This window comes from Lacrimispora sp. (assembly GCF_047605665.1).
In the GTDB taxonomy this organism is placed as follows: Bacteria; Bacillota; Clostridia; order Lachnospirales; family Lachnospiraceae; genus Lacrimispora.
This window is the reverse complement of the sequence record NZ_JASGFH010000004.1, coordinates 23,454-42,723: the sequence shown is the minus strand read 5'-3', so window position 1 is coordinate 42,723 and position 19,270 is coordinate 23,454. Positions and strand designations below refer to the sequence as shown.

Here is a 19,270-nt window from a genome sequence, read left to right as displayed (position 1 = left end):
CATGGGCTATAATATTCTTCAATTCTACGTTTGGAGGGGAACGACATATGTTTTCTAACTTTTTTAATTATGACAATCCGGTCTGGCGGTTTATCGGAAAATTCGGAGACCTGATTATTTTAAACATCTTATGGATTGTGTGCAGTCTTCCGATTTTCACCATAGGCGCATCTACCACAGCAGTCTATTATGTGACCTTAAAGCTTGTCAGGGATGACGACGGGTACACCATCCGTTCATTTTTCAAGTCCTTTAAGGAGAACTTTAAACAGGCTACGGTCATCTGGCTGATTCTGCTGGCGGCAGGCATCATCCTTGGAATCGACGTATACGTCTTTACAAAGCTGTTTACAGGCAAAGAGAGCTTTCGGACCGTGATGCTCACCGTATTCATTGCCATGGCTTTGGTCTATGCCGCGATCTTTACTTATATTTTCCCTCTGCAGGCCAGATTTTTCAACACCATCCGCCGCACCTTTTTCAATGCATTTTTCATGTCCCTGCGCCATTTGTTCCGCACCATCGGAATTCTGGCTATTGACGGAGCTTTAATCGCTGCCGGATTTGTACTGATGATTCCTCCTGTCATGATGATATTGATGCTCTTTGGTTTTCCCCTCATTGCATTTATCAATTCCTACATCCTTTCCCCCGTATTCCAGCGGTATACGCCGGAGGAAAAGAGGGATGGAGATGAAATGAGACCGTTATTTGCGGATGAAGACGGAGAAAGAAGCTGAGGCCGGTGATTGAAACGGCTTGAGACAAAAGCAGCACTGTTTCGGAAATCGAGACTGATTACCGGAACAGTGCTATTTTTATATAAAGGGCTTGTACTTTTCCCTGTTTTGAGGTATACTAAACACAGTATACAAAAAAATGATTAAATACAATTCAGAAACCAGAAGTGAGGATGCCTGCTTATGATAAGATATCTGGGGTTAAAAGCCTACGGAAAGATCAATCTGGGACTTGATGTTTTGAGAAAAAGAGAGGACGGATACCATGATGTGCGTATGATCATGCAGACCGTAAGCCTTTATGATAAGATTGATATTTATTTAAAAGAAACGCCGGGGATTGAGATTGTGACCAATCTCTTTTACCTGCCTGTCAATGAAAATAATCTGGTTTACAAAGCGGCAAAGCTCCTCATGGATGAGTTTCACGTCACCCAGGGCGTCACCATTCATTTAAAGAAGTTCATCCCTGTCTCTGCCGGCATGGCAGGGGGAAGCAGCGATGCGGCTTCGGTGCTCTTTGGAGTCAACAAGATGTTTAAGCTTGGGCTGACCAGGCAGGAGCTGATGGAGCGTGGGGTTAAAATCGGAGCAGACGTGCCTTACTGCATTATGAGGGGAACTGCTTTGAGCGAGGGAATCGGAGAAATCTTAACTCCCCTTCCCGACATGCCCCAGTGCCAGGTGCTGATTGCAAAGCCGGGAGTCAGCGTTTCCACCAAGTTTGTCTATGACAACTTAGACGCAGCAGGGCTGAAGGAATCCGATCACCCGGACATTGACGGAATGGTCGCTGCCATCAAAAGCCGGGACATCTATCAGGTGTCGGCCCGCCTGGGAAATGTGCTGGAAACGGTCACCATACCGGAATACCCGGTCATCGCCCAGATCAAGGAGCGCATGAAGGAAGCAGGAGCGGTAAATGCCCTTATGAGCGGAAGCGGGCCTACGGTGTTCGGCATCTTTACCAGCCCTTTAGCGGCTGAGAAGGCTTATGAAGACATGAGATACGGAGAGGGAAAGACCCTTGCGAAACAGGTTTATCTGACGAATTTTTACAATACCAGGGAGGTTACTAATGAGCAGTGAATTAAAGGTGAACATGAATGAATATCTGCCTTTGCGGGATGTTGTTTTTAATACTTTGAGGCAGGCCATTTTAAAGGGAGAGCTGGCACCGGGAGAAAGGCTGATGGAGATTCAGCTCGCCGACCGTCTGGGAGTCAGCCGGACCCCTATCCGGGAAGCTATCCGAAAGCTGGAGCTGGAGGGCCTTGTTTTAATGATACCCAGAAAAGGCGCCGAGGTGGCCAGGATTTCTGAAAAGAGTTTAAGAGATGTATTGGAGGTCCGTAGGTCTTTGGAAGAGCTTGCCATTGAACTGGCCTGCCAGAGAATGGATGCGGAGGCAGTGGAAGAGCTTGAGAAGAAGCAGGAGGAATTCCGGAATGCTGTTTTAAAGGGCAATGCCATGGAGATCGCTGAAACCGACGAAGCCTACCACGATGTGATCTTTAAGGGAACCTGCAATGACAGGCTGGTTCAGATGATCAACAATTTAAGGGAGCAGATGTACCGCTACCGTCTGGAGTACATCAAGGATAAGGACAAACGCCAGGCACTTGTGACAGAGCATGAAAGCATTTTAGAGGCAGTACGCAAGGGCCGGATCACGGATGCCAAGGAAGCCATGCGGGAGCATATCGACAACCAGGAGATCACAGTTTCAAGAAATATAAAAGAACGGGATTCTTAAGGAGGCGCTTATGACGTTTAAGGAGAAGTATTTAGCGGGTGAAGTGGAATTTGAAGCCATTGATGATTATATAGAAGAGTGGAACAACAGCAGCACAGACCTGACTCTGGCGAAATTCCTGGGCCTTGACGGAGAGGAAGAGGATGTCTGGATTGAGGAAAGCGATGAAGCCTTACAGGAGCTTTTAGACAGCAAAAAATAAACTTAACGGTAAAAATTATTAAATAAATATAATCCCTGTTGACAGGGTGACAATGTGTCATTATAATAAGTGACATGTTGTCACCCTGTGTATTTTTTTTAACAGGGTAAAAAACAGAGAGAGGTGAGAAAATGCCGACGGAGCGGTTTTACAATCTTCCAACGGGAAAAAAGAAAACAATTCGCGAGGCCGCAATGGAAGAATTTATCCGGGTGCCCTTCGAAAAGGTATCAATTAATAAGATGATTCAAAAGGCAGGAATATCGAGGGGAAGCTTTTATACATATTTTCAGGATAAGTTCGACGTCCTGGCCTGCATATTCGAGGATGCCGCTGAAAAGCTGCTGGAAAGCTGGAAGGAGTGCGCTGAAAAAAACAAGGGCGATCTCTGGAAAACGGCGGAGACTTTCTTTGATTACAGCATTACCAATACAAAAGAGCATATGCTGATGTTGAAGAACCTTTCGGAAAGTGAAAAAATGTTCGGTGAGGTCCATAAAATGCGCCAGAACTGTGATAACGGCTTATACGCTCTTTTAGAGGGCATGTATGAACCGGTGGACAAAACGAATTTTAAGGATCAGACCATGGAAACCTTTGAAAATCTCATTTCCATCATATTTTTGGAGCTGCTTCACTGTATGGGATGGCATTACCACCATCCGGAGGATGAAGAAAAGATTAAGAATGTGTTTCGTAAAAAATTAGAAATTCTTCAGTATGGAATTTGTAAAAGTCAACTATAATGCGATTAAGCGAAGGAGTTTGTTATGACAAAGAAAAAGATATTCATCATTGCAGGCGCAGTAGTGGCAGTTGCTGCCCTGGCAGGCTTAATCCTTCCCAGCGTCCTGGGAGGAAATAAGGAGGAATTTGTAGCAGATGTGCCTCCTGCCGTAAGTGCAGAGACGCCGCAGCTTCGGTCCATCGAGCTGTCCAGTGAGCTGATCGGTACAATAGAACCCTCCAGCATTGTCTATATCACCCCTCTTGGAGCAGGAGAGATCACCGGGGTAAATGTCCAGACTGGAGACACGGTCTCGGCAGGCCAGCTTCTCTGTGTCATTGACACAAAGCAGGTGGAAAGCTCCAGAATCATGGCCGAAACAGCCAGAATTACATATGAAGATGCAAAAAAGAACTTAGACCGGATGGCCATTCTCCATGCGGCAGGCGATGTGGCTGATGCCGATTACCAGTCTCTTGCAGACAAGGTGGAAATGGCAAGGCTCCAGTATGAAAATGCCAAGATCGGATATAACCTCCAGATAGAGAGCAGCCAGGTAACGGCTCCCATAGGAGGAAAGGTGGAAAGCTTTAACGTGAAAGTTCACGATATGGTATCCCCTCAGACCGTTCTCGGAGTCATATCAGGAGAAGGCGGAAAAGGTGTGACCTTTTACGCTTCTGAGCGCATTGTAGGCGGCTTAAAGGCAGGGGACAGCATTCAGGTGGAAAAGAACGGAACCGGCTACGATGCTTCTATCACAGAAGTCAGCACCATGGTGGATGCGGCAAGCGGTCTGTTTAAGGTAAAAGCTTCCGTTCCCGGCGGAGATACGCTGGCTACAGGCACTTCCGTAAAGCTTTCCGTAGTTTCTCAGAAGGTGGAAAATGTCCTCACAGTTCCAGTGGACAGCGTTTATTATGAGGGCGGAGCGTCCTTCATCTATACATACGCCGACGGCGCTTTAAAGAGAAATCCCGTGACCATAGGGCTGGCAGACGATGACTATGCAGAGGTCAAAGAAGGAATCACAGCAGAAGACCAGGTGGTCACCACATGGACCAGCGAGTTGTATGACGGATCAAAGGTCACCCTTGCAGGCGGAAATGGGGAAGAAACCCAGGCAGCAGACAGCACAGCAGAAACAGAAGAAGCCGGGGCGGAAACTTCTGGTTCAGGACAGTAAGGGGGCGGTAGAATGGGAATTATAAAAGGCATTTTAAAGCGGCCTGTCACCCTTGTTTTAGCCATCCTTTGTCTGCTGGTATTCGGTCTTTCCTCTGTTTTCAGCGCTAAGATGGAGCTGACCCCGGAAATGAATTTCCCCATGTTTTTAATCACGGCCACATACCCCGGAGCAAGTCCGGAGGATATCAATGACCTGGTCACAAAGCCTTTGGAGGAATCTGTAGGAACCTTGTCCGGTGTCAAAAACATCTACTCTTTTTCCCAGGAAAATATTTCCATCGTGTATATGGAATATGAATACGGAACCAACATGGATAAATCTTATTCTGAACTGAAGAAAAAGATGGACAGCGTCAACCTGCCTGATGATGTGGAAATACCAACCATCATGGAATTTAACATGAATGATATGCCTTCTGTCACCCTGGCAGTCAAGGATTCCACCCAGTCCAATTTATATAACTACGTAAATGAAAAGATTGTGCCGGAATTTGAAAAAATCACTTCCGTAGCCAGAGTGGATGTCAGCGGAGGCCAGGAAAACTACGTCAGCGTCCGGCTCATTCCGGAGAAAATGGCTCAGTACCGATTGACCATGGAGTCCATCGGCCAGGCCATCGCCTCGGCTGACTTCACCTATCCCGCAGGGACCGCAGGAGTGGGAAAACGGAATTTGTCTGTCAGTACCGCTGTAGAGATCGGGAACATTGAAAGCTTAAAAAAGGTTCCTTTGGTGGCTGGAAACGGAAAGACCATATATTTAGAAGATGTGGCTGACATTTCCGAATCCTATAAAGAAAAAACAGCCATTGGACGTTACAATGGAGATGATACCATCACCCTGTCCATCAACAAGCAGCAGAAAAACAGTGCTGTGGATGTTTCAAAGGGAGTAAACAAAACCATTGAGACCTTGAAAAAAGAATATCCCAATGTAGAATTTATCACCATTGACGATGCCAGTGATCAGATTTTATCAGCCTTGGGAAGTGTAAGAGATGCCATGATAGCGGCTGTTGTCATTTCCATGGTTATCATCTTCCTGTTTTTCGGAGATTTAAAGGCTTCACTCATTGTAGGAAGCTCTATTCCAGTGTCCATGCTGATTTCCCTGATCATGATGTCCCTCATGGGCTTTTCCATGAACCTGGTTACTATGAGCAGTATTGTTCTGGCAGTGGGAAATATGGTGGATGACTCCATCGTTGTACTGGATAGCTGTTTTAGGGCCCAGAAAGGAAAGGGCTTTAAGGCGTATATGGAGGCAGCCGTCAGCGGAACCGGAGAGGTATTTGCAGCCATCTTAGGAGGCGGCCTCACAAACTGCGTGGTGTTCATTCCTCTTGCAGTTCTGGAGGGATTATCAGGACAGTTGTTCATGCCTTTGGGCTTTACCCTGATCTTTGCTTCCCTGGCTTCCGCCATTTCAGGACTGACCATTGTGCCCATGTGCTACACCAAGCTTCGCCCTGTTGAAAAGCATAACTCCCCGGTGGGAGGGATCATAAGAGCCCTTCAAAATGGGTACAGCCGCCTGGTTTCCAGGCTGCTGAAAAGAAGGGCTCTGGTTATGATCATATCCGTTCTCCTTCTGGTAGTTTCCTTTATTCTGGCAAGCAGGCTTGGATTTGAGCTAATGCCTGAGACCGATGAGGGAACGGTTTCTGTTTCCGTAGAAGTAAAGCCGGGACTTAAGATCGAAGAAGCGGACCAGATTCTTAAAAAGGTAGAAGACATTATGACCAAAGAAGAGGATTTAGAGTCCTATATGACCACCTACGGAGGGGGCGGCTTAAGCTCAATAGGCAACAGCGCAGCCACCGTAACCGGATATTTAAAATCTGACAGAAAACTTTCTACCGACCAGGTCGTAAATAAATGGAAAAAAGAAATGAGTCAGCTTCCTGACTGCAACATCACCGTAAAATCCACCTCCAGCATGTCCATGACAACAGGCGTCCAGGATTTTCAAGTAATCCTTCAAAGCGCCCAGCTTGATAAGCTGAAGCAGGTCTCAGATCAGATGGTGACAGAGCTTTCCGGCCATCCGGGACTTATTAAAGTTCATTCTGACCTTGAAAATGCGGCTCCTGTTTTAAAGGTCCGTGTAGATCCCATCAAGGCAGCGGCAGAAGGCGTGGTTCCAGCCAGCGTAGGTTCCGTATTGAGCGGTATGCTCAGCGGTAAAGAGGCCGCAAAGCTGGAGGTGGCAGGAGAGGAAATCGCCGTAAGGGTGGAATATCCTAAGGATCTTTACGGTACGCTTAATAAGGTTCAGGGAGTTTTAATCCCCAATATGCAAGGCGGTTCGGTAGCTTTGATGGATATTGCTGATATCAGCTATGAAGACAGCCCTTCCACAATCAACAGAAAGAATAAACAGTATTTAGTTACCATATCAGGCTCCTTTACAGAAGAAGTTAAGTCAGAAAAGGATAAAGCGGGGCTGAAAAAGACCATTGACGAGGATATTGTCAATCCATATCTGGATGAAACGGTCACAAGGTCAAAGAACAGCGATGAAGAGTCCATGATGGAAGAGTTCACCAATCTGGCCATGGCTATTGTGACAGCTATTTTCCTTCTCTTCGTGGTCATGGCGGCTCAGTTTGAGTCACCGAAGCTCTCCCTCATGGTCATGACAGCCATTCCCTTCAGCTTGATCGGTGCCTTCGGGCTCATGGTGGCGGTGGGAATCAAGATCAACATGCCTTCCCTCTTAGGATTCCTCATGCTGGTCGGTACGGTAGTAAAATCCGGTATCCTTTACGTGGAAACCGTAAGCCAGTACCGCCTGACCATGGAAAAACGGGAAGCCTTAATCCAGGCAGGCGTGAGCCGTTTCCGTTCCATTTCCATGACAACACTCATTGCCATTGTTTCCATTGTACCTCTGGCACTGGGGCTGGGAGACGGCGGAGAAACCATGCAGGGCCTGTCCCTGGTTAACGTAGGAGGCCTTACCGCTTCCACAGTTTTGACTCTTCTTCTCCTTCCTGTTTACTACTCGATTATGACCGGAAAATCGGAAAAGAATATAGACCCGGACCCGGATTAAACAATCCGGGCTCCGGCCTGGAGTCTGGAAGAAAGTGGATTTTATAAATTTGATAAAATATGGTAAAATGAAATTCAAACAAGGAGGATTCAGGATGAGAAAATGGAAACAGATTTGTGCATGTTGTCTTACAGCCGTACTGACTGTTTCCGGACCGGCGGCCACAGCCTGGGCGGTCAGTCCGGAATTTGCCAGGACCCCTGAGGAGTGGGCAAGGCTCAGGGACAATGTGATGGAATATGATGAGCTGGCCGGCCTGATCCGTGAATATAACGTGACCGTACGGAAGAACCAGCTTGATATCAGTGATAAGAAGAAAGATGATTTGATCACCAGCGACCAGTACGCACAAAATTACCGGGATGCTGCTGCTGAAAAGTGGAGTGAAGTGACCGGTGACGATGCTGTTGCGGATGCGGGCACCGCGATGGCCGCCAGAAATGCCGAGGTCAGTGCCGATAATAACGTGGAGGATTTACAGGTATACCAACTGACCTATGACCAGCAGGAAGCCAATTTGGTGGCCACAGCCCAGTCCTCTATGATCGCATACTTCCAGCAGAATTATGAGCTGGAAGGGGCAAAAGACAGCCTGGAACTGTTAAAGGCAGTTTATGATTCCACAGTTTTGAGGCAGAGTGCAGGCATGGCAACCCAGGTGGATGTGCTGACAGCCCTGGAAGCTGTCCAGAACGCTCAGGCAGGCATTGACAAGCTGACTGCTTCTATTGACCAGACCAGACAGACCCTTTGCGTCATGCTGGGCTGGAAGTACAATGACATGCCGGATATCCGGCAGATTCCTGCAGTGGACATGGAACGGATCGCTGCCATGAACTTAGAGCAGGATAAGGCAGCAGCCCTTGAAAATAACTACACCTTAAAGATCAATAAAAGAAAACAGGGAAATTCCATCTCCGGTGTGACCATCGAAAGCTTAGGACGTACCATTGAAAGCAACGTGCAGAACATCAATGCCAATATGGTGAAAAATTATCAGACCGTACTCCAGGCAAAGGCCGCTTATGAGCAGGCAGCCGCAGAGTTTGAACTGGAAAGCAAAAATATGGGAACCGCTCAGAGAAAGTTTGACATCGGTATGATGAGCAGACTGGATTATTTAAAACAGAAAAATACATATAACTCCAAGAGTACAGGAATTAAAACTGCAGAACTGGCCTTATTCCAGGCTGTTCAGACCTACGAAAACGGAGTGAAGGGTCTGGCTTTGGCAGGAGGTATGTAATTATGAAGAAAAACAGTTTTCTCTGCCTCTGCCTGTCCGCTTCCCTGGCATTTTCCCCTGTTCTGACAGCCTATGGTGCCTTAGGACCGGGAGAAGCCATGCAGTCCATCCCCGAAGGTGTATCTGAGGAAGTATGGAACCGCTTAAATGACCAGACCATAGAATTTGATGAGGTTTCAAACCTTGTAAGATATTTTAATCCTGATTTAAAAGCCGGATTGGCCTCCGGATTTGCCGCTGTAGACGGGGTGCAGCAAGTTTACGATGAAATGAGACTTCATGTAAAAGATTTGAATAACCAGGCCAAGAACTTAAAAGATTCCGGCGCAGCTGACACCGTTTCCGGAATGGTGGAATATATGACCCTGACACAGACTGCAAAAGCGTACAGCAAAATGGCTGATGAGATGAAGCCGGGGGTGACGAAAGCCAAGAAGTCCATTGATTCAGGAACCGATATGATGGTCAAAAGAATGACTGCCGGTGTGAATCAGATGATGATCGGCTATCACAGCGCCCAAGGAAACCGCGCCCTCCTTCAAAAGCTGCTGGAAGCCAATACCGCGGCCTATGAGGCGCAAAAGCTGAGATTCCAGCAGTCTATGGCTACAGAGGCAGATGTGCTGGCGGCTGAAAAAGAAGTCCTGTCTGCCAGGTCCAGTCTGACACAGCTTGAAAACACCATAGACAGTTTAGGACGGATGCTGGGGCTGATGACCGGATATTCCGCAGATTCAATGCCTCAGATCGGCCAGATTCCTCAGCTTGATCTGGCTGTATTCTCTTCCCTTGACTTAGAGGGGGATACCCAAAAGGCCATTGGAAACAATTATAATCTCATCGACTTACGCCGGGCCAAGTCGGACGGAACCACGACAGGAACGGAAATCAAAGGGGCGGAAGTATCCCAGGCCACCCAGGAGGTCACCATTCAGATGCAGTCCATGTACCAGGCCGTCATGCAGACCAAAGCAGCTTACGACGCCTCCTGCACCTCCTACGACAAGGCAGTGCTCATAAACGGAAAATCAGACAGAGCCTTTCAGCTTGGCATGATGAGCCGTGTTGCCTATCTCCAGTCCCAGATGGCCCTGCTTCAGGCAGAGGGAGCAAAGCAGAGCGCTTATAACAGCCTGTATCAGGCTTACGACACCTACCAGTGGGCGGTAAACGGCATTATTCTGCAGTCTGGCCGGTAGACAATGATTTTTTGGAAAACAGCTCAGCCGTTTTAAAACGAAGGTGTATTTTTACCCCTTCCCGGCTGATCTTCTGATAATCGGATTCCCCTACGGACTTTCGGAGAATTTCTTTTGACTCATCGGGAACCACTGCATAGGAGGAATCCACAAAGCATAGCGGAGGATAGAGGACGCACCACCAGTTGCGTCCTTTTCCTTCGCCTATTTTTACCCGGACGGCATGGTATTTTCCCTGGGGAAACACCATATCCCCATAGGTCTTAACGGGAAAATAGGCATCGGTCAGTTCCATATGTGCAGGATAATCGTATCCCAGATTTTTCATGTAATCAGTCGCTTCTTCTTCCAGGCTTTCCCGGTGAGAGAGAACATAGTCCTTTGTATCCTCCAAAGACGCTCCTTCTCCCAAATCTTCATATATGGAGTTGAGCAGCATGGTGCGGACCTTTAATTTAAGGGCCTGATCCTCAGTGCTGTTGCTGTTTGCAAGCACGTGAAAGCGCAGAATTTCCGGGGAAATGCGGGCGGCTAAGGCTTCGTCTTCCTTCCGTTCTTCCGCCAGGGTGAGCAATATGGCAAGCAATAAGCATACGATGCATAAAAACAGATTGCGTTTTTCTTTCATATTTCATTTCTCCTTTTTCCTTTTCTATTTCTAATTGTAGCCATATGTGATATAATATAAACGCTGAAAGATTAAGAATTTGGTGAGGAGATAGAAATGAATAAAAAAACTGCGGTTGTTTTATTTGGAGGCCGGTCATCAGAGCACGTTGTGTCCTGCATGTCAGTCATCAATGTCATTAACCATATCGATAGAGAAAAGTATGATTTAATACTGATTGGAATTACAGAAGAAGGCCGCTGGGTGAAGACAGAATCCATCGAAGAGATCGAAACAGGGGCCTGGAGAGAAGGAAGCGTTTCCGCCATCCTCTCCCCTGATTCCACCATGGGAGGAGTCATTCTCATGGATGGGGCAAAAACAGAGGTTGTAAAAGTGGATGTGGTCTTCCCGGTGCTTCACGGATTATTCGGAGAGGATGGAACTGTGCAGGGACTTTTAGAACTGGCAGGAATCCCCTATGTGGGCTGCGGTGTGCTGGCCTCCGCTGTTTCCATGGATAAATTATATACAAAGATCATCGTGGACCGGCTTTCTGTAAAACAGGCAGACTACGTGCCGGTGATGCGCCGGGATTTAGAGGATATGGGAACTGTTGTGAAAAAGGTGGAAGAGAAATTTTCCTATCCCGTATTTGTAAAACCCTCCAATGCAGGCTCCTCCAAGGGAGTCAGCCGGGCAGGCAGCAGAAAAGAGCTGGAGGAGGCCCTGAAAGAGGCCGCAAACCATGACAGAAAAATCCTGGTGGAAGAGATGATCGTGGGACGTGAGATCGAATGCGCTGTATTGGGAGGGGGAAAAGCCGCTATAGAAGCCTCCGGCGTGGGAGAAATCCTTGCAGCAGCCGAATTCTACGATTTTGATGCAAAATACTATAACTCAGAGTCCAAAACAGTTGTCAACCCGGAACTGCCGGGAGGCGCTGCAGAGAAGGTGAGAGAAGCTGCTAAGGCCATTTTTCAGGCAGTGGATGGCTTCGGCCTTGCCAGAGTGGACTTTTTTGTGAAAGAGGACGGAACTGTGGTCTTCAATGAAATCAATACCATGCCCGGATTTACCGCCATCAGCATGTACCCCATGCTTTGGGAGGCAGCTGGAATCACCAAGGATCAATTGGTAGACCGCCTGATGGCTCATGCCATGGATAGAAGCTGACAGCAAGGAGAGACACCATGGCAGATAAAAATTCACCTATCGGAGTTTTTGACTCCGGCGTAGGAGGCCTTACGGTAGCAAGGGAGATCATGAGGCAGATGCCGGAGGAGAGGATCGTATACTTCGGTGACACGGCCCGTGTGCCCTACGGAAATAAGTCCCGCAGCACAGTAATCCGTTTTACCAGACAGATCATCCGCTTTCTTCTGACCCAGGATGTGAAGGCCATTGTCATCGCCTGCAACACAGCGACAGCCTATGCGTTAGAGGAAGTGGAAAAAGATATGAACATTCCCATCGTCGGTGTGATCCATGCAGGGGCTAAGACCGCTGTGGAGTCCACCCAGAACGGGAAAATCGGCATCATTGGAACAGAAGGAACCATAAACAGCGGAGAATACACCAAAGTGATGATGAAAATGAGGGAAGACATCCAGGTCACCGGAAAGCCCTGTCCCCTTTTGGTTCCCCTGGTGGAGGAAGGCCTTCTTCACGATTCTGTCACCGATGAGATCGCATCCAGATATTTAAGCGAATTAAAAGGTAAATATATAGACACACTGATTCTGGGATGTACCCATTATCCCCTTTTGCGCTCCACAGTAGGAAGGCTGATGGGACCGGAGGTCACCCTTGTGAACCCGGCCTATGAGACCGCTTTGGAGTTGAAACAGGTGTTGGAGGAGCAGGGGCTGCTGTGTGAATCCTGCGGCGGTGACCAGGAAAAATACCGTTTTTATGTCAGTGACCTGGCAGAAAAATTTACTAATTTTGCGGCGTCTATCCTCCCTGGAAGGGTGACGGAGACAAAGCAGATTAATATTGAGGAATTTTAGAGGAGTACTATATGACGAGAGACGTTCTGATCAGCATCAGCGGAATGCAGGTTGCAGAAGAGGACAAAAATGGAGTGGAACTGATTACCTCCGGGGATTACTTCGTAAAAAACGGAAACCACTACATTTTATACGAGGAGATTCAGGAAGACGGAGAAGGGCTGACCAAAAATACCATCAAGATCCGTCCTTCCGGCCTGGATATTATTAAAAGGGGAAGCTTCAGCACCCATATGATATTTGAAAAAGACAAGAAAAATATGTCCTGCTATGCCACGCCCCTGGGAGAGCTCATGGTTGGAATCAATACGAATGACATCCACATCCAGGAGGATGAGGACCATTTAACCGTGCGGGTGGAGTATTCTTTGGACATCAATTATCAGCACGTATCGCAGTGCAGCATTGTCCTGGACATCCATTCCAAGGCCACAGCCGATATCCATCTCTTAAATTAAACCGGATATACGCCTTTTGACGCAAGTCATCGGGCAGCCAAAAACCGCCCCGCAGCGAGATTTTCACTGCGGGGCGGTACTTTTGCTTATTCATTTAAAATTGCTTATCTATTTAAATTCAATCCATGTAGGAATTCAACATCCACATCAGTTTCTGATATTCCGTCAGATAGCCGTTAAACTGATCGGCAGTAGCTCCGTCGTTGTCTTCCTCTGCCAGTTCCACAATTTCTTTCGTATCCCGAATCCAATAGTCCACATCAGAGATCAGACTTTTAATGGTTTCATCGGAAGAGATAGGTGCATCCTCCCGTTCCTTTACGGAAGTGAGCTCCAGCGCCTTCTTTAAGTTGGCTACCGGAAAACCGCCCAGAGCCAGAAGCCTTTCGGCCACATCGTCAATGATCTGAGCTGTCTGATCGTAAAGCTCTTCCAGCTTGGCATGGAGTGTGAAGAAGCCGCGGCCCTTTACATACCAGTGCAGGTTGTGGAGCTTAATGTACATGACCTGTTGATTTGCAAGATATTCATTGAGTTTGTCGGATAAGTTTTTACTCATAATGCTTTTATTCCCCTCTTTCTTTTTTATCTGTTTAATGCCTTTTCATAATTATCGGCAACTGCCTTCCAGTCAACAACCTGGAAGAAAGCCTTGATATAATCTGCCCTTAAGTTCTTATATTTCAGATAATAAGCATGCTCCCATACGTCAATGCCCAGAATCGGGATACTTCCCTTTCCTTCCATAAAAGGATTATCCTGGTTGGCGCTGGAGGAAAGAACCAGCTTTCCTTCTCTGTTAACAGAGAGCCAGCCCCAGCCTGAGCCGAACTGTCCGGCAGCCAGACCGCTTAGCTGATCCTGAAAAGCCAAAAAGCTTCCAAAGGTCTTATCCAGTTCCGCCTTAAGACTGCCGGAAGGTTCGCCGCCTCCGTCAGGGCTCATGGTGGAAAAATAGAGGTTGTGGTTATAAAAGCCGCCGCCGTTGTTGCGGATCGCTTTTCTCAAAGCTTCATCGGAAATGCTGTCCAAAGAGGAGAGGATGGAAGTGATCTCCCTGCCCTCAAGGCCTGCCTTCTGGGCTGCATCATTTAAATTCTTTGTATAAGCTGCGTGATGCTTGGAATAATGAGTTTCCATGGTAAGAGCATCGATGTGAGGTTCTAAAGCGTCATATGCATAAGGTAATTTAATCTGTTCAAACATAGTGGTTCTCCTTTCGCTTCTATATATAATGTAGTAGTCGTTTTAATTTTTAGGTTAGTTGTAACTAACAACCTTGTAGCTTGATTATATATTAAGAATAGGGAAATGTCAAGGGCGTTTTCAAACTTTTGAAACAAAATATAGGTAATAAACATGTTTTTGTAAAATATAGTTAAATATTGAGAATAATTACAGGGTTAAATCCAATAAAAGAAAAATAAAAATGCCGGAGCGCGATTGGCAATCGCACTCCGGCATTCAGAGCAGTTTTATTTTTTATCTTTTTTAAACCTGTCCATAAATTTCTTCTTTTTCGGTGCAGGCGGAATTGCTTTTCCCCGAAGGCTCTTGATCTCGGTTATGTAGATACCGCTTATAACCACCTTAGCCTCTGTCTTAACCGGAAGCACTTCAAAAACCTTGGCATCTGCGATCAAGGTCATGACCTTTGGACCGATCTTCGCTTTTACGATGGGAAGGCTTGTACGGCGCATATACCAGGGAGTCTGCTCATATACGACCTTGGGAAGCCCAGCATCCTTAACCTTCATCTTTTTCTTGTCAATTACCAGCATGGATACGGTCTGCGCCGCAGCCTCCAATGCCTGCTGCTGCTCCACCTGACGCTTTTCCAACTTTCTTCCGAAGAAATAAAGGGCTGCCATAGCCACCACTGCAATGAAAAGAATCACTATCATTACGTTTAAAAATACGCTCACCGGGAATACCTCCAATAGTTCATTTTTTAAGGAAGTTCGATTCGCCTGACGGCGAACGAACGGCTGATTTACTGAGCTCAAGTTCGCTTCACTCACTTTCGCTAAGAAAATCATGCCTATCCGAAATAGTATAACACATATCTCTGGGAAATTCAAGCAAAAAATGCTTGACACCTTGACAGGGCTATGATATTATGGAATGTGCACTATTGTGGCTTTGTGTGCCTTAAAGGCACATTTATGCCCAAAAACAGAAACGATTAGAAAGAAAACAGGGGTGAAACGTCAATGGAGAAAAGCAGAATGCGTCCGGTCCCGGCCGGTAAGAGCCTGAGAATGAGTTTCTCAAGACAAAAAGAAGTGCTTGAGATGCCGAACCTGATCGAAATTCAGAAGAATTCCTATCAGTGGTTCCTTGATGAAGGGTTGAAGGAAGTTTTTGAAGACATCTCTCCCATCGCAGACTTTGCTGGTCACTTGAGTCTTGAATTTGTCGACTTTACATTATGTAAGGATGATATCAAGTATACAATAGAAGAATGCAAAGAAAGAGATGCCACCTACGCAGCTCCTTTAAAGGTAAAGGTAAGGCTTTGCAACAAAGATAAAGATGAAATAAATGAACATGAGATCTTCATGGGTGATCTTCCGCTTATGACAGATACCGGTTCCTTCGTGATAAACGGCGCTGAACGAGTTATTGTAAGCCAGTTGGTACGTTCCCCAGGTATTTATTATGGTATTGAACACGACAAGGTAGGAAAAGAGCTTTATGCTTGTACAGTAATTCCAAACCGCGGTGCGTGGCTGGAGTACGAGACGGACTCCAACGATATTTTCTATGTACGTGTTGACAGAACCAGAAAGGTTCCTGTAACCGTGCTCATCCGTGCCCTTGGCCTTGGCACCAATGCAGAGATCATTGAACTCTTTGGTGAAGAGCCAAAGCTGTTAGCCAGCTTCGGCAAGGATACCTCCGACAATTACCAGGACGGTTTGCTGGAGTTATATAAGAAGATACGCCCAGGTGAACCTTTATCTGTTGATAGTGCTGAAAGTCTGTTAAATAGTATGTTCTTCGACCCCAGAAGATATGATCTTGCAAAGGTGGGAAGATATAAATTCAATAAAAAGCTTCATTTCAAAAACCGCATTACAGGCCATGTGCTGGCTGAGGAAGTGGTGGATACCAGAACCGGCGAAATCCTGGCAGAGGCTGGAACGACTGTAGACAAGCAGCTTGCAACTGACATTCAGAATGCGGCTGTTCCTTTCGTGTGGATTGAGGGCGTAGAGCGCAAGCAGAAGGTTCTTTCCAATTTCATGGTGGATTTAACTTCTTTTGTGACCTTTGATCCCAAAGATGCAGGAATCACAGAATTAGTATTCTACCCTGTCCTTGAAAAAATCCTGACAGAAGCTGGAAATGACGAAGAAGAACTGAAAGCTGCCATTCGCAAGAATGTCAACGAACTGATTCCAAAGCACATCACAAAGCAGGATATTTTAGCATCCGTCAACTATAACATGCATCTGGAAGAAAACGTGGGAAATGCCGATGACATCGACCACCTTGGAAACAGAAGAATCCGTGCTGTAGGCGAACTTTTACAGAACCAGTACCGCATCGGTCTTTCCAGAATGGAGCGTGTGGTTCGTGAGAGAATGACAACACAGGACATGGACGGAATTACGCCTCAGTCCTTAATCAATATTAAACCGGTTACCGCGGCAGTGAAGGAATTCTTCGGAAGTTCCCAGCTTTCCCAGTTCATGGATCAGAATAACCCTCTGGCAGAACTGACCCATAAGCGCCGTCTTTCCGCATTGGGACCTGGCGGTCTTTCCAGAGACCGTGCCGGATTCGAGGTTCGAGACGTTCACTACACCCATTACGGACGTATGTGCCCTATCGAGACTCCTGAAGGTCCTAACATCGGTCTGATCAACTCCCTCGCTACCTATGCGAGAGTGAACCAGTACGGATTCGTAGAGGCTCCTTACCGGGTGGTGGATAAGACAGATGCCAACAATCCTATTGTTACAGAGGATGTGGTTTATTTGACCGCTGACGAAGAAGATAACTACGTAGTTGCCCAGGCTAATGAGCCGTTAGATGATGAGGGCCACTTCATTCATAAGAATATTTCCGGGCGTTTCCGCGAGGAGACTTCCGAGTTCCAGAGAAAGAACATCGATCTCATGGACGTATCTCCCAAGATGGTATTTTCCGTTGCGACAGCCATGATCCCCTTCCTGGAAAATGACGATGCTAACCGTGCCCTCATGGGTTCCAACATGCAGCGTCAGGCAGTTCCGCTTCTGACCACAGAGGCTCCGGCCGTAGGAACAGGTATGGAAGCAAAGGCAGCGGTAGACTCCGGTGTATGTATGGTTTCCAGAGAGTCCGGCGTGGTAGAGCGCTCCGCTTCCAATGAGATCATCATCAAGAGAGATTCAGACGGCAGAAGAGACGTTTACCGTCTGACCAAGTTTAAGAGAAGCAACCAGTCCAACTGCTATAATCAGAAGCCGGTGGTATATAAAGGCGACCACGTGGAAAAGGGAGAAGTCATTGCAGACGGTCCTTCCACACAAAACGGCGAGATCGCTCTTGGAAAGAATCCTCTCATCGGATTTATGACCTGGGAAGGTTATAACTACGAGGATGCGGTTCTCTTAAGCGAGCGTCTCGTTCAGGAAGACGTTTACACCTCTGTCCATATCGAGGAATACGAAGCAGAAGCCCGTGACACCAAGTTAGGGCCGGAAGAGATCACCAGAGACGTTCCCGGCGTAGGCGAGGACGCTTTAAAAGACCTTGACGAAAGAGGAATCATCAGAATCGGTGCGGAAGTTCGTGCCGGAGATATTCTGGTTGGAAAGGTGACTCCAAAGGGAGAAACTGAGCTGACTGCAGAAGAGAGACTGCTTCGCGCCATCTTCGGCGAAAAGGCAAGAGAAGTCCGCGACACTTCCTTAAAGGTGCCTCACGGTGCTTACGGAATTATCGTAGATGCAAAGGTATTTACAAGAGAAAACGGCGACGAGTTGTCACCGGGTGTGAACCAGACTGTCCGCATTTACATCGCACAGAAGAGAAAGATCTCTGTCGGCGATAAGATGGCCGGACGTCACGGCAACAAGGGTGTTGTTTCCCGCGTGCTTCCGGTAGAGGATATGCCATTCTTACCCAATGGACGCCCTCTTGACATTGTATTAAACCCCTTGGGCGTTCCGTCCCGTATGAACATCGGTCAGGTTCTTGAAATCCATTTGAGCCTTGCTGCAAGAGCTCTTGGATTTAACGTGTCCACACCGGTATTTGACGGAGCGAACGAAATTGATATTATGGATACCCTGGATGTAGCAAACGACTACGTGAACATGACGTGGGAGGATTTCCAGGAAAAATATAACGACACCTTGACCCCCGGAGTTATTGAATATCTGGGAGATCATCTGGAGCACAGAGAGCTGTGGAAGGGCGTTCCCATTAACAGGGACGGAAAGGTCCGCCTCCGTGACGGACGTACCGGCGAGTACTTTGACAGCGCCGTTACCATCGGACACATGCACTATCTGAAGCTTCACCATCTGGTAGACGATAAGATTCATGCACGTTCTACCGGACCATACTCTCTGGTTACCCAGCAGCCACTTGGCGGTAAAGCCCAGTTCGGCGGACAGCGTTTCGGAGAGATGGAGGTTTGGGCTCTGGAGGCTTATGGCGCTTCCTACACACTTCAGGAGATCATGACAGTGAAATCCGATGACGTGGTAGGCCGTGTGAAGACGTATGAGGCCATTATCAAGGGTGAGAACATCCCTGAGCCGGGAATCCCCGAATCCTTTAAGGTATTGTTAAAGGAGCTTCAGTCCCTGGCGCTCGATGTAAGGGTGCTGCGTGATGACAACACTGAGGTTCAGATCGCAGAAAGCACTGACTATGAAGAAACGGATTTGAGATCCATTATCGAAGGTGACAAACAGTACCGTGACGAGGAATCCTTTGGCAGCTTCGGCTACCAGAAACAGGAATTCCAGGATCAGGAGCTGGTAAGTGTAGAGGATGAGGAAGAAGTAGAAGTAGACGATTCTTCAGATGCTTTCGACGATACAGATTTTGAAGACTCAGACGAAGAATAATAG

Annotated in this window: 17 protein-coding genes; 13 read left to right on the top strand and 4 right to left on the bottom strand. The window is 47.2% G+C overall.

The features are described 5' to 3' along the window. Positions 1–47 precede the first annotated feature (47 nt). From QM657_RS04035 to QM657_RS03995, 9 genes are all read left to right on the top strand, one after another. On the top strand, positions 48–740 hold the full coding sequence (locus QM657_RS04035) for a YesL family protein (RefSeq protein ID WP_415065261.1): 693 nt from the start codon (positions 48–50) through the stop codon (positions 738–740). 183 nt (positions 741–923) lie between these two features. Then, positions 924–1,829 (top strand): 4-(cytidine 5'-diphospho)-2-C-methyl-D-erythritol kinase, encoded by a 906-nt coding sequence (gene ispE, locus QM657_RS04030; protein WP_415065260.1) that lies wholly within the window; start codon positions 924–926, stop codon positions 1,827–1,829. Continuing rightward, complete coding sequence (locus QM657_RS04025; protein WP_415065259.1) at positions 1,819–2,496, top strand: GntR family transcriptional regulator; 678 nt, start codon at positions 1,819–1,821, stop codon at positions 2,494–2,496. Before ispE ends, QM657_RS04025 begins: the two co-directional genes overlap by 11 nt. A gap of 10 nt (positions 2,497–2,506) precedes the next feature. Beyond that, positions 2,507–2,698 (top strand): hypothetical protein, encoded by a 192-nt coding sequence (locus QM657_RS04020; RefSeq protein ID WP_415065258.1) that lies wholly within the window; start codon positions 2,507–2,509, stop codon positions 2,696–2,698. A 131-nt stretch (positions 2,699–2,829) separates the two neighbouring features. Then, positions 2,830–3,444: a TetR/AcrR family transcriptional regulator gene (locus tag QM657_RS04015; RefSeq protein ID WP_415065257.1), complete on the top strand. Its 615-nt coding sequence runs from the start codon at positions 2,830–2,832 to the stop codon at positions 3,442–3,444. 24 nt (positions 3,445–3,468) lie between these two features. Continuing rightward, positions 3,469–4,611 carry an efflux RND transporter periplasmic adaptor subunit gene (locus tag QM657_RS04010; protein ID WP_415065256.1) on the top strand — a complete coding sequence of 381 codons (1,143 nt, stop codon included), beginning with the start codon at positions 3,469–3,471 and terminating at the stop codon, positions 4,609–4,611. A 12-nt stretch (positions 4,612–4,623) separates the two neighbouring features. After that, complete coding sequence (locus tag QM657_RS04005; protein ID WP_415065255.1) at positions 4,624–7,671, top strand: efflux RND transporter permease subunit; 3,048 nt, start codon at positions 4,624–4,626, stop codon at positions 7,669–7,671. Positions 7,672–7,765: 94 nt separating this feature from the next. Further along, a complete protein-coding gene (locus tag QM657_RS04000) occupies positions 7,766–8,917 on the top strand; it encodes a TolC family protein (RefSeq protein ID WP_415065254.1) in 1,152 nt (383 codons plus the stop codon). Positions 8,918–8,919: 2 nt separating this feature from the next. After that, entirely contained in the window at positions 8,920–10,116 is a 1,197-nt protein-coding gene (locus QM657_RS03995) for a TolC family protein (protein WP_415065253.1), read from the top strand. On the opposite strand, the gene spoIIR is transcribed toward QM657_RS03995, so the two are convergent. Next, positions 10,094–10,744 carry a stage II sporulation protein R gene (gene spoIIR, locus QM657_RS03990; protein ID WP_415065252.1) on the bottom strand — a complete coding sequence of 217 codons (651 nt, stop codon included), beginning with the start codon at positions 10,742–10,744 and terminating at the stop codon, positions 10,094–10,096. The genes QM657_RS03995 and spoIIR overlap by 23 nt on opposite strands. A gap of 96 nt (positions 10,745–10,840) precedes the next feature. Here spoIIR and QM657_RS03985 point away from each other — a divergent pair, with 96 nt between their 5' ends. Genes QM657_RS03985 through QM657_RS03975 form a run of 3 tightly spaced genes read left to right on the top strand, consistent with a single transcriptional unit; the run spans position 10,841 to position 13,193 of the window. Further along, on the top strand, positions 10,841–11,899 hold the full coding sequence (locus QM657_RS03985) for a D-alanine--D-alanine ligase family protein (RefSeq protein WP_415065251.1): 1,059 nt from the start codon (positions 10,841–10,843) through the stop codon (positions 11,897–11,899). A gap of 17 nt (positions 11,900–11,916) precedes the next feature. Then, positions 11,917–12,735 (top strand): glutamate racemase, encoded by an 819-nt coding sequence (gene murI, locus QM657_RS03980; protein ID WP_415065250.1) that lies wholly within the window; start codon positions 11,917–11,919, stop codon positions 12,733–12,735. Between the two features lie 11 nt (positions 12,736–12,746). After that, entirely contained in the window at positions 12,747–13,193 is a 447-nt protein-coding gene (locus tag QM657_RS03975) for a DUF1934 domain-containing protein (protein ID WP_415065249.1), read from the top strand. Positions 13,194–13,311: 118 nt separating this feature from the next. Here QM657_RS03975 and QM657_RS03970 read toward each other — a convergent pair whose 3' ends face one another. From QM657_RS03970 to QM657_RS03960, 3 genes are all read right to left on the bottom strand, one after another. Next, positions 13,312–13,752 (bottom strand): Dps family protein, encoded by a 441-nt coding sequence (locus tag QM657_RS03970; RefSeq protein ID WP_415065248.1) that lies wholly within the window; start codon positions 13,750–13,752, stop codon positions 13,312–13,314. Positions 13,753–13,778: 26 nt separating this feature from the next. After that, the gene (locus QM657_RS03965; RefSeq protein WP_415065247.1) at positions 13,779–14,399 is read right to left on the bottom strand and encodes a superoxide dismutase; all 621 of its coding nucleotides are present in this window, start codon (positions 14,397–14,399) and stop codon (positions 13,779–13,781) included. 269 nt (positions 14,400–14,668) lie between these two features. Further along, entirely contained in the window at positions 14,669–15,097 is a 429-nt protein-coding gene (locus QM657_RS03960; protein ID WP_415065433.1) for a hypothetical protein, read from the bottom strand. Positions 15,098–15,406: 309 nt separating this feature from the next. Here QM657_RS03960 and QM657_RS03955 point away from each other — a divergent pair, with 309 nt between their 5' ends. After that, positions 15,407–19,267, top strand: a complete 3,861-nt coding sequence (locus QM657_RS03955; protein WP_415065246.1) for a DNA-directed RNA polymerase subunit beta — start codon at positions 15,407–15,409, stop codon at positions 19,265–19,267. Positions 19,268–19,270 lie beyond the last annotated feature (3 nt).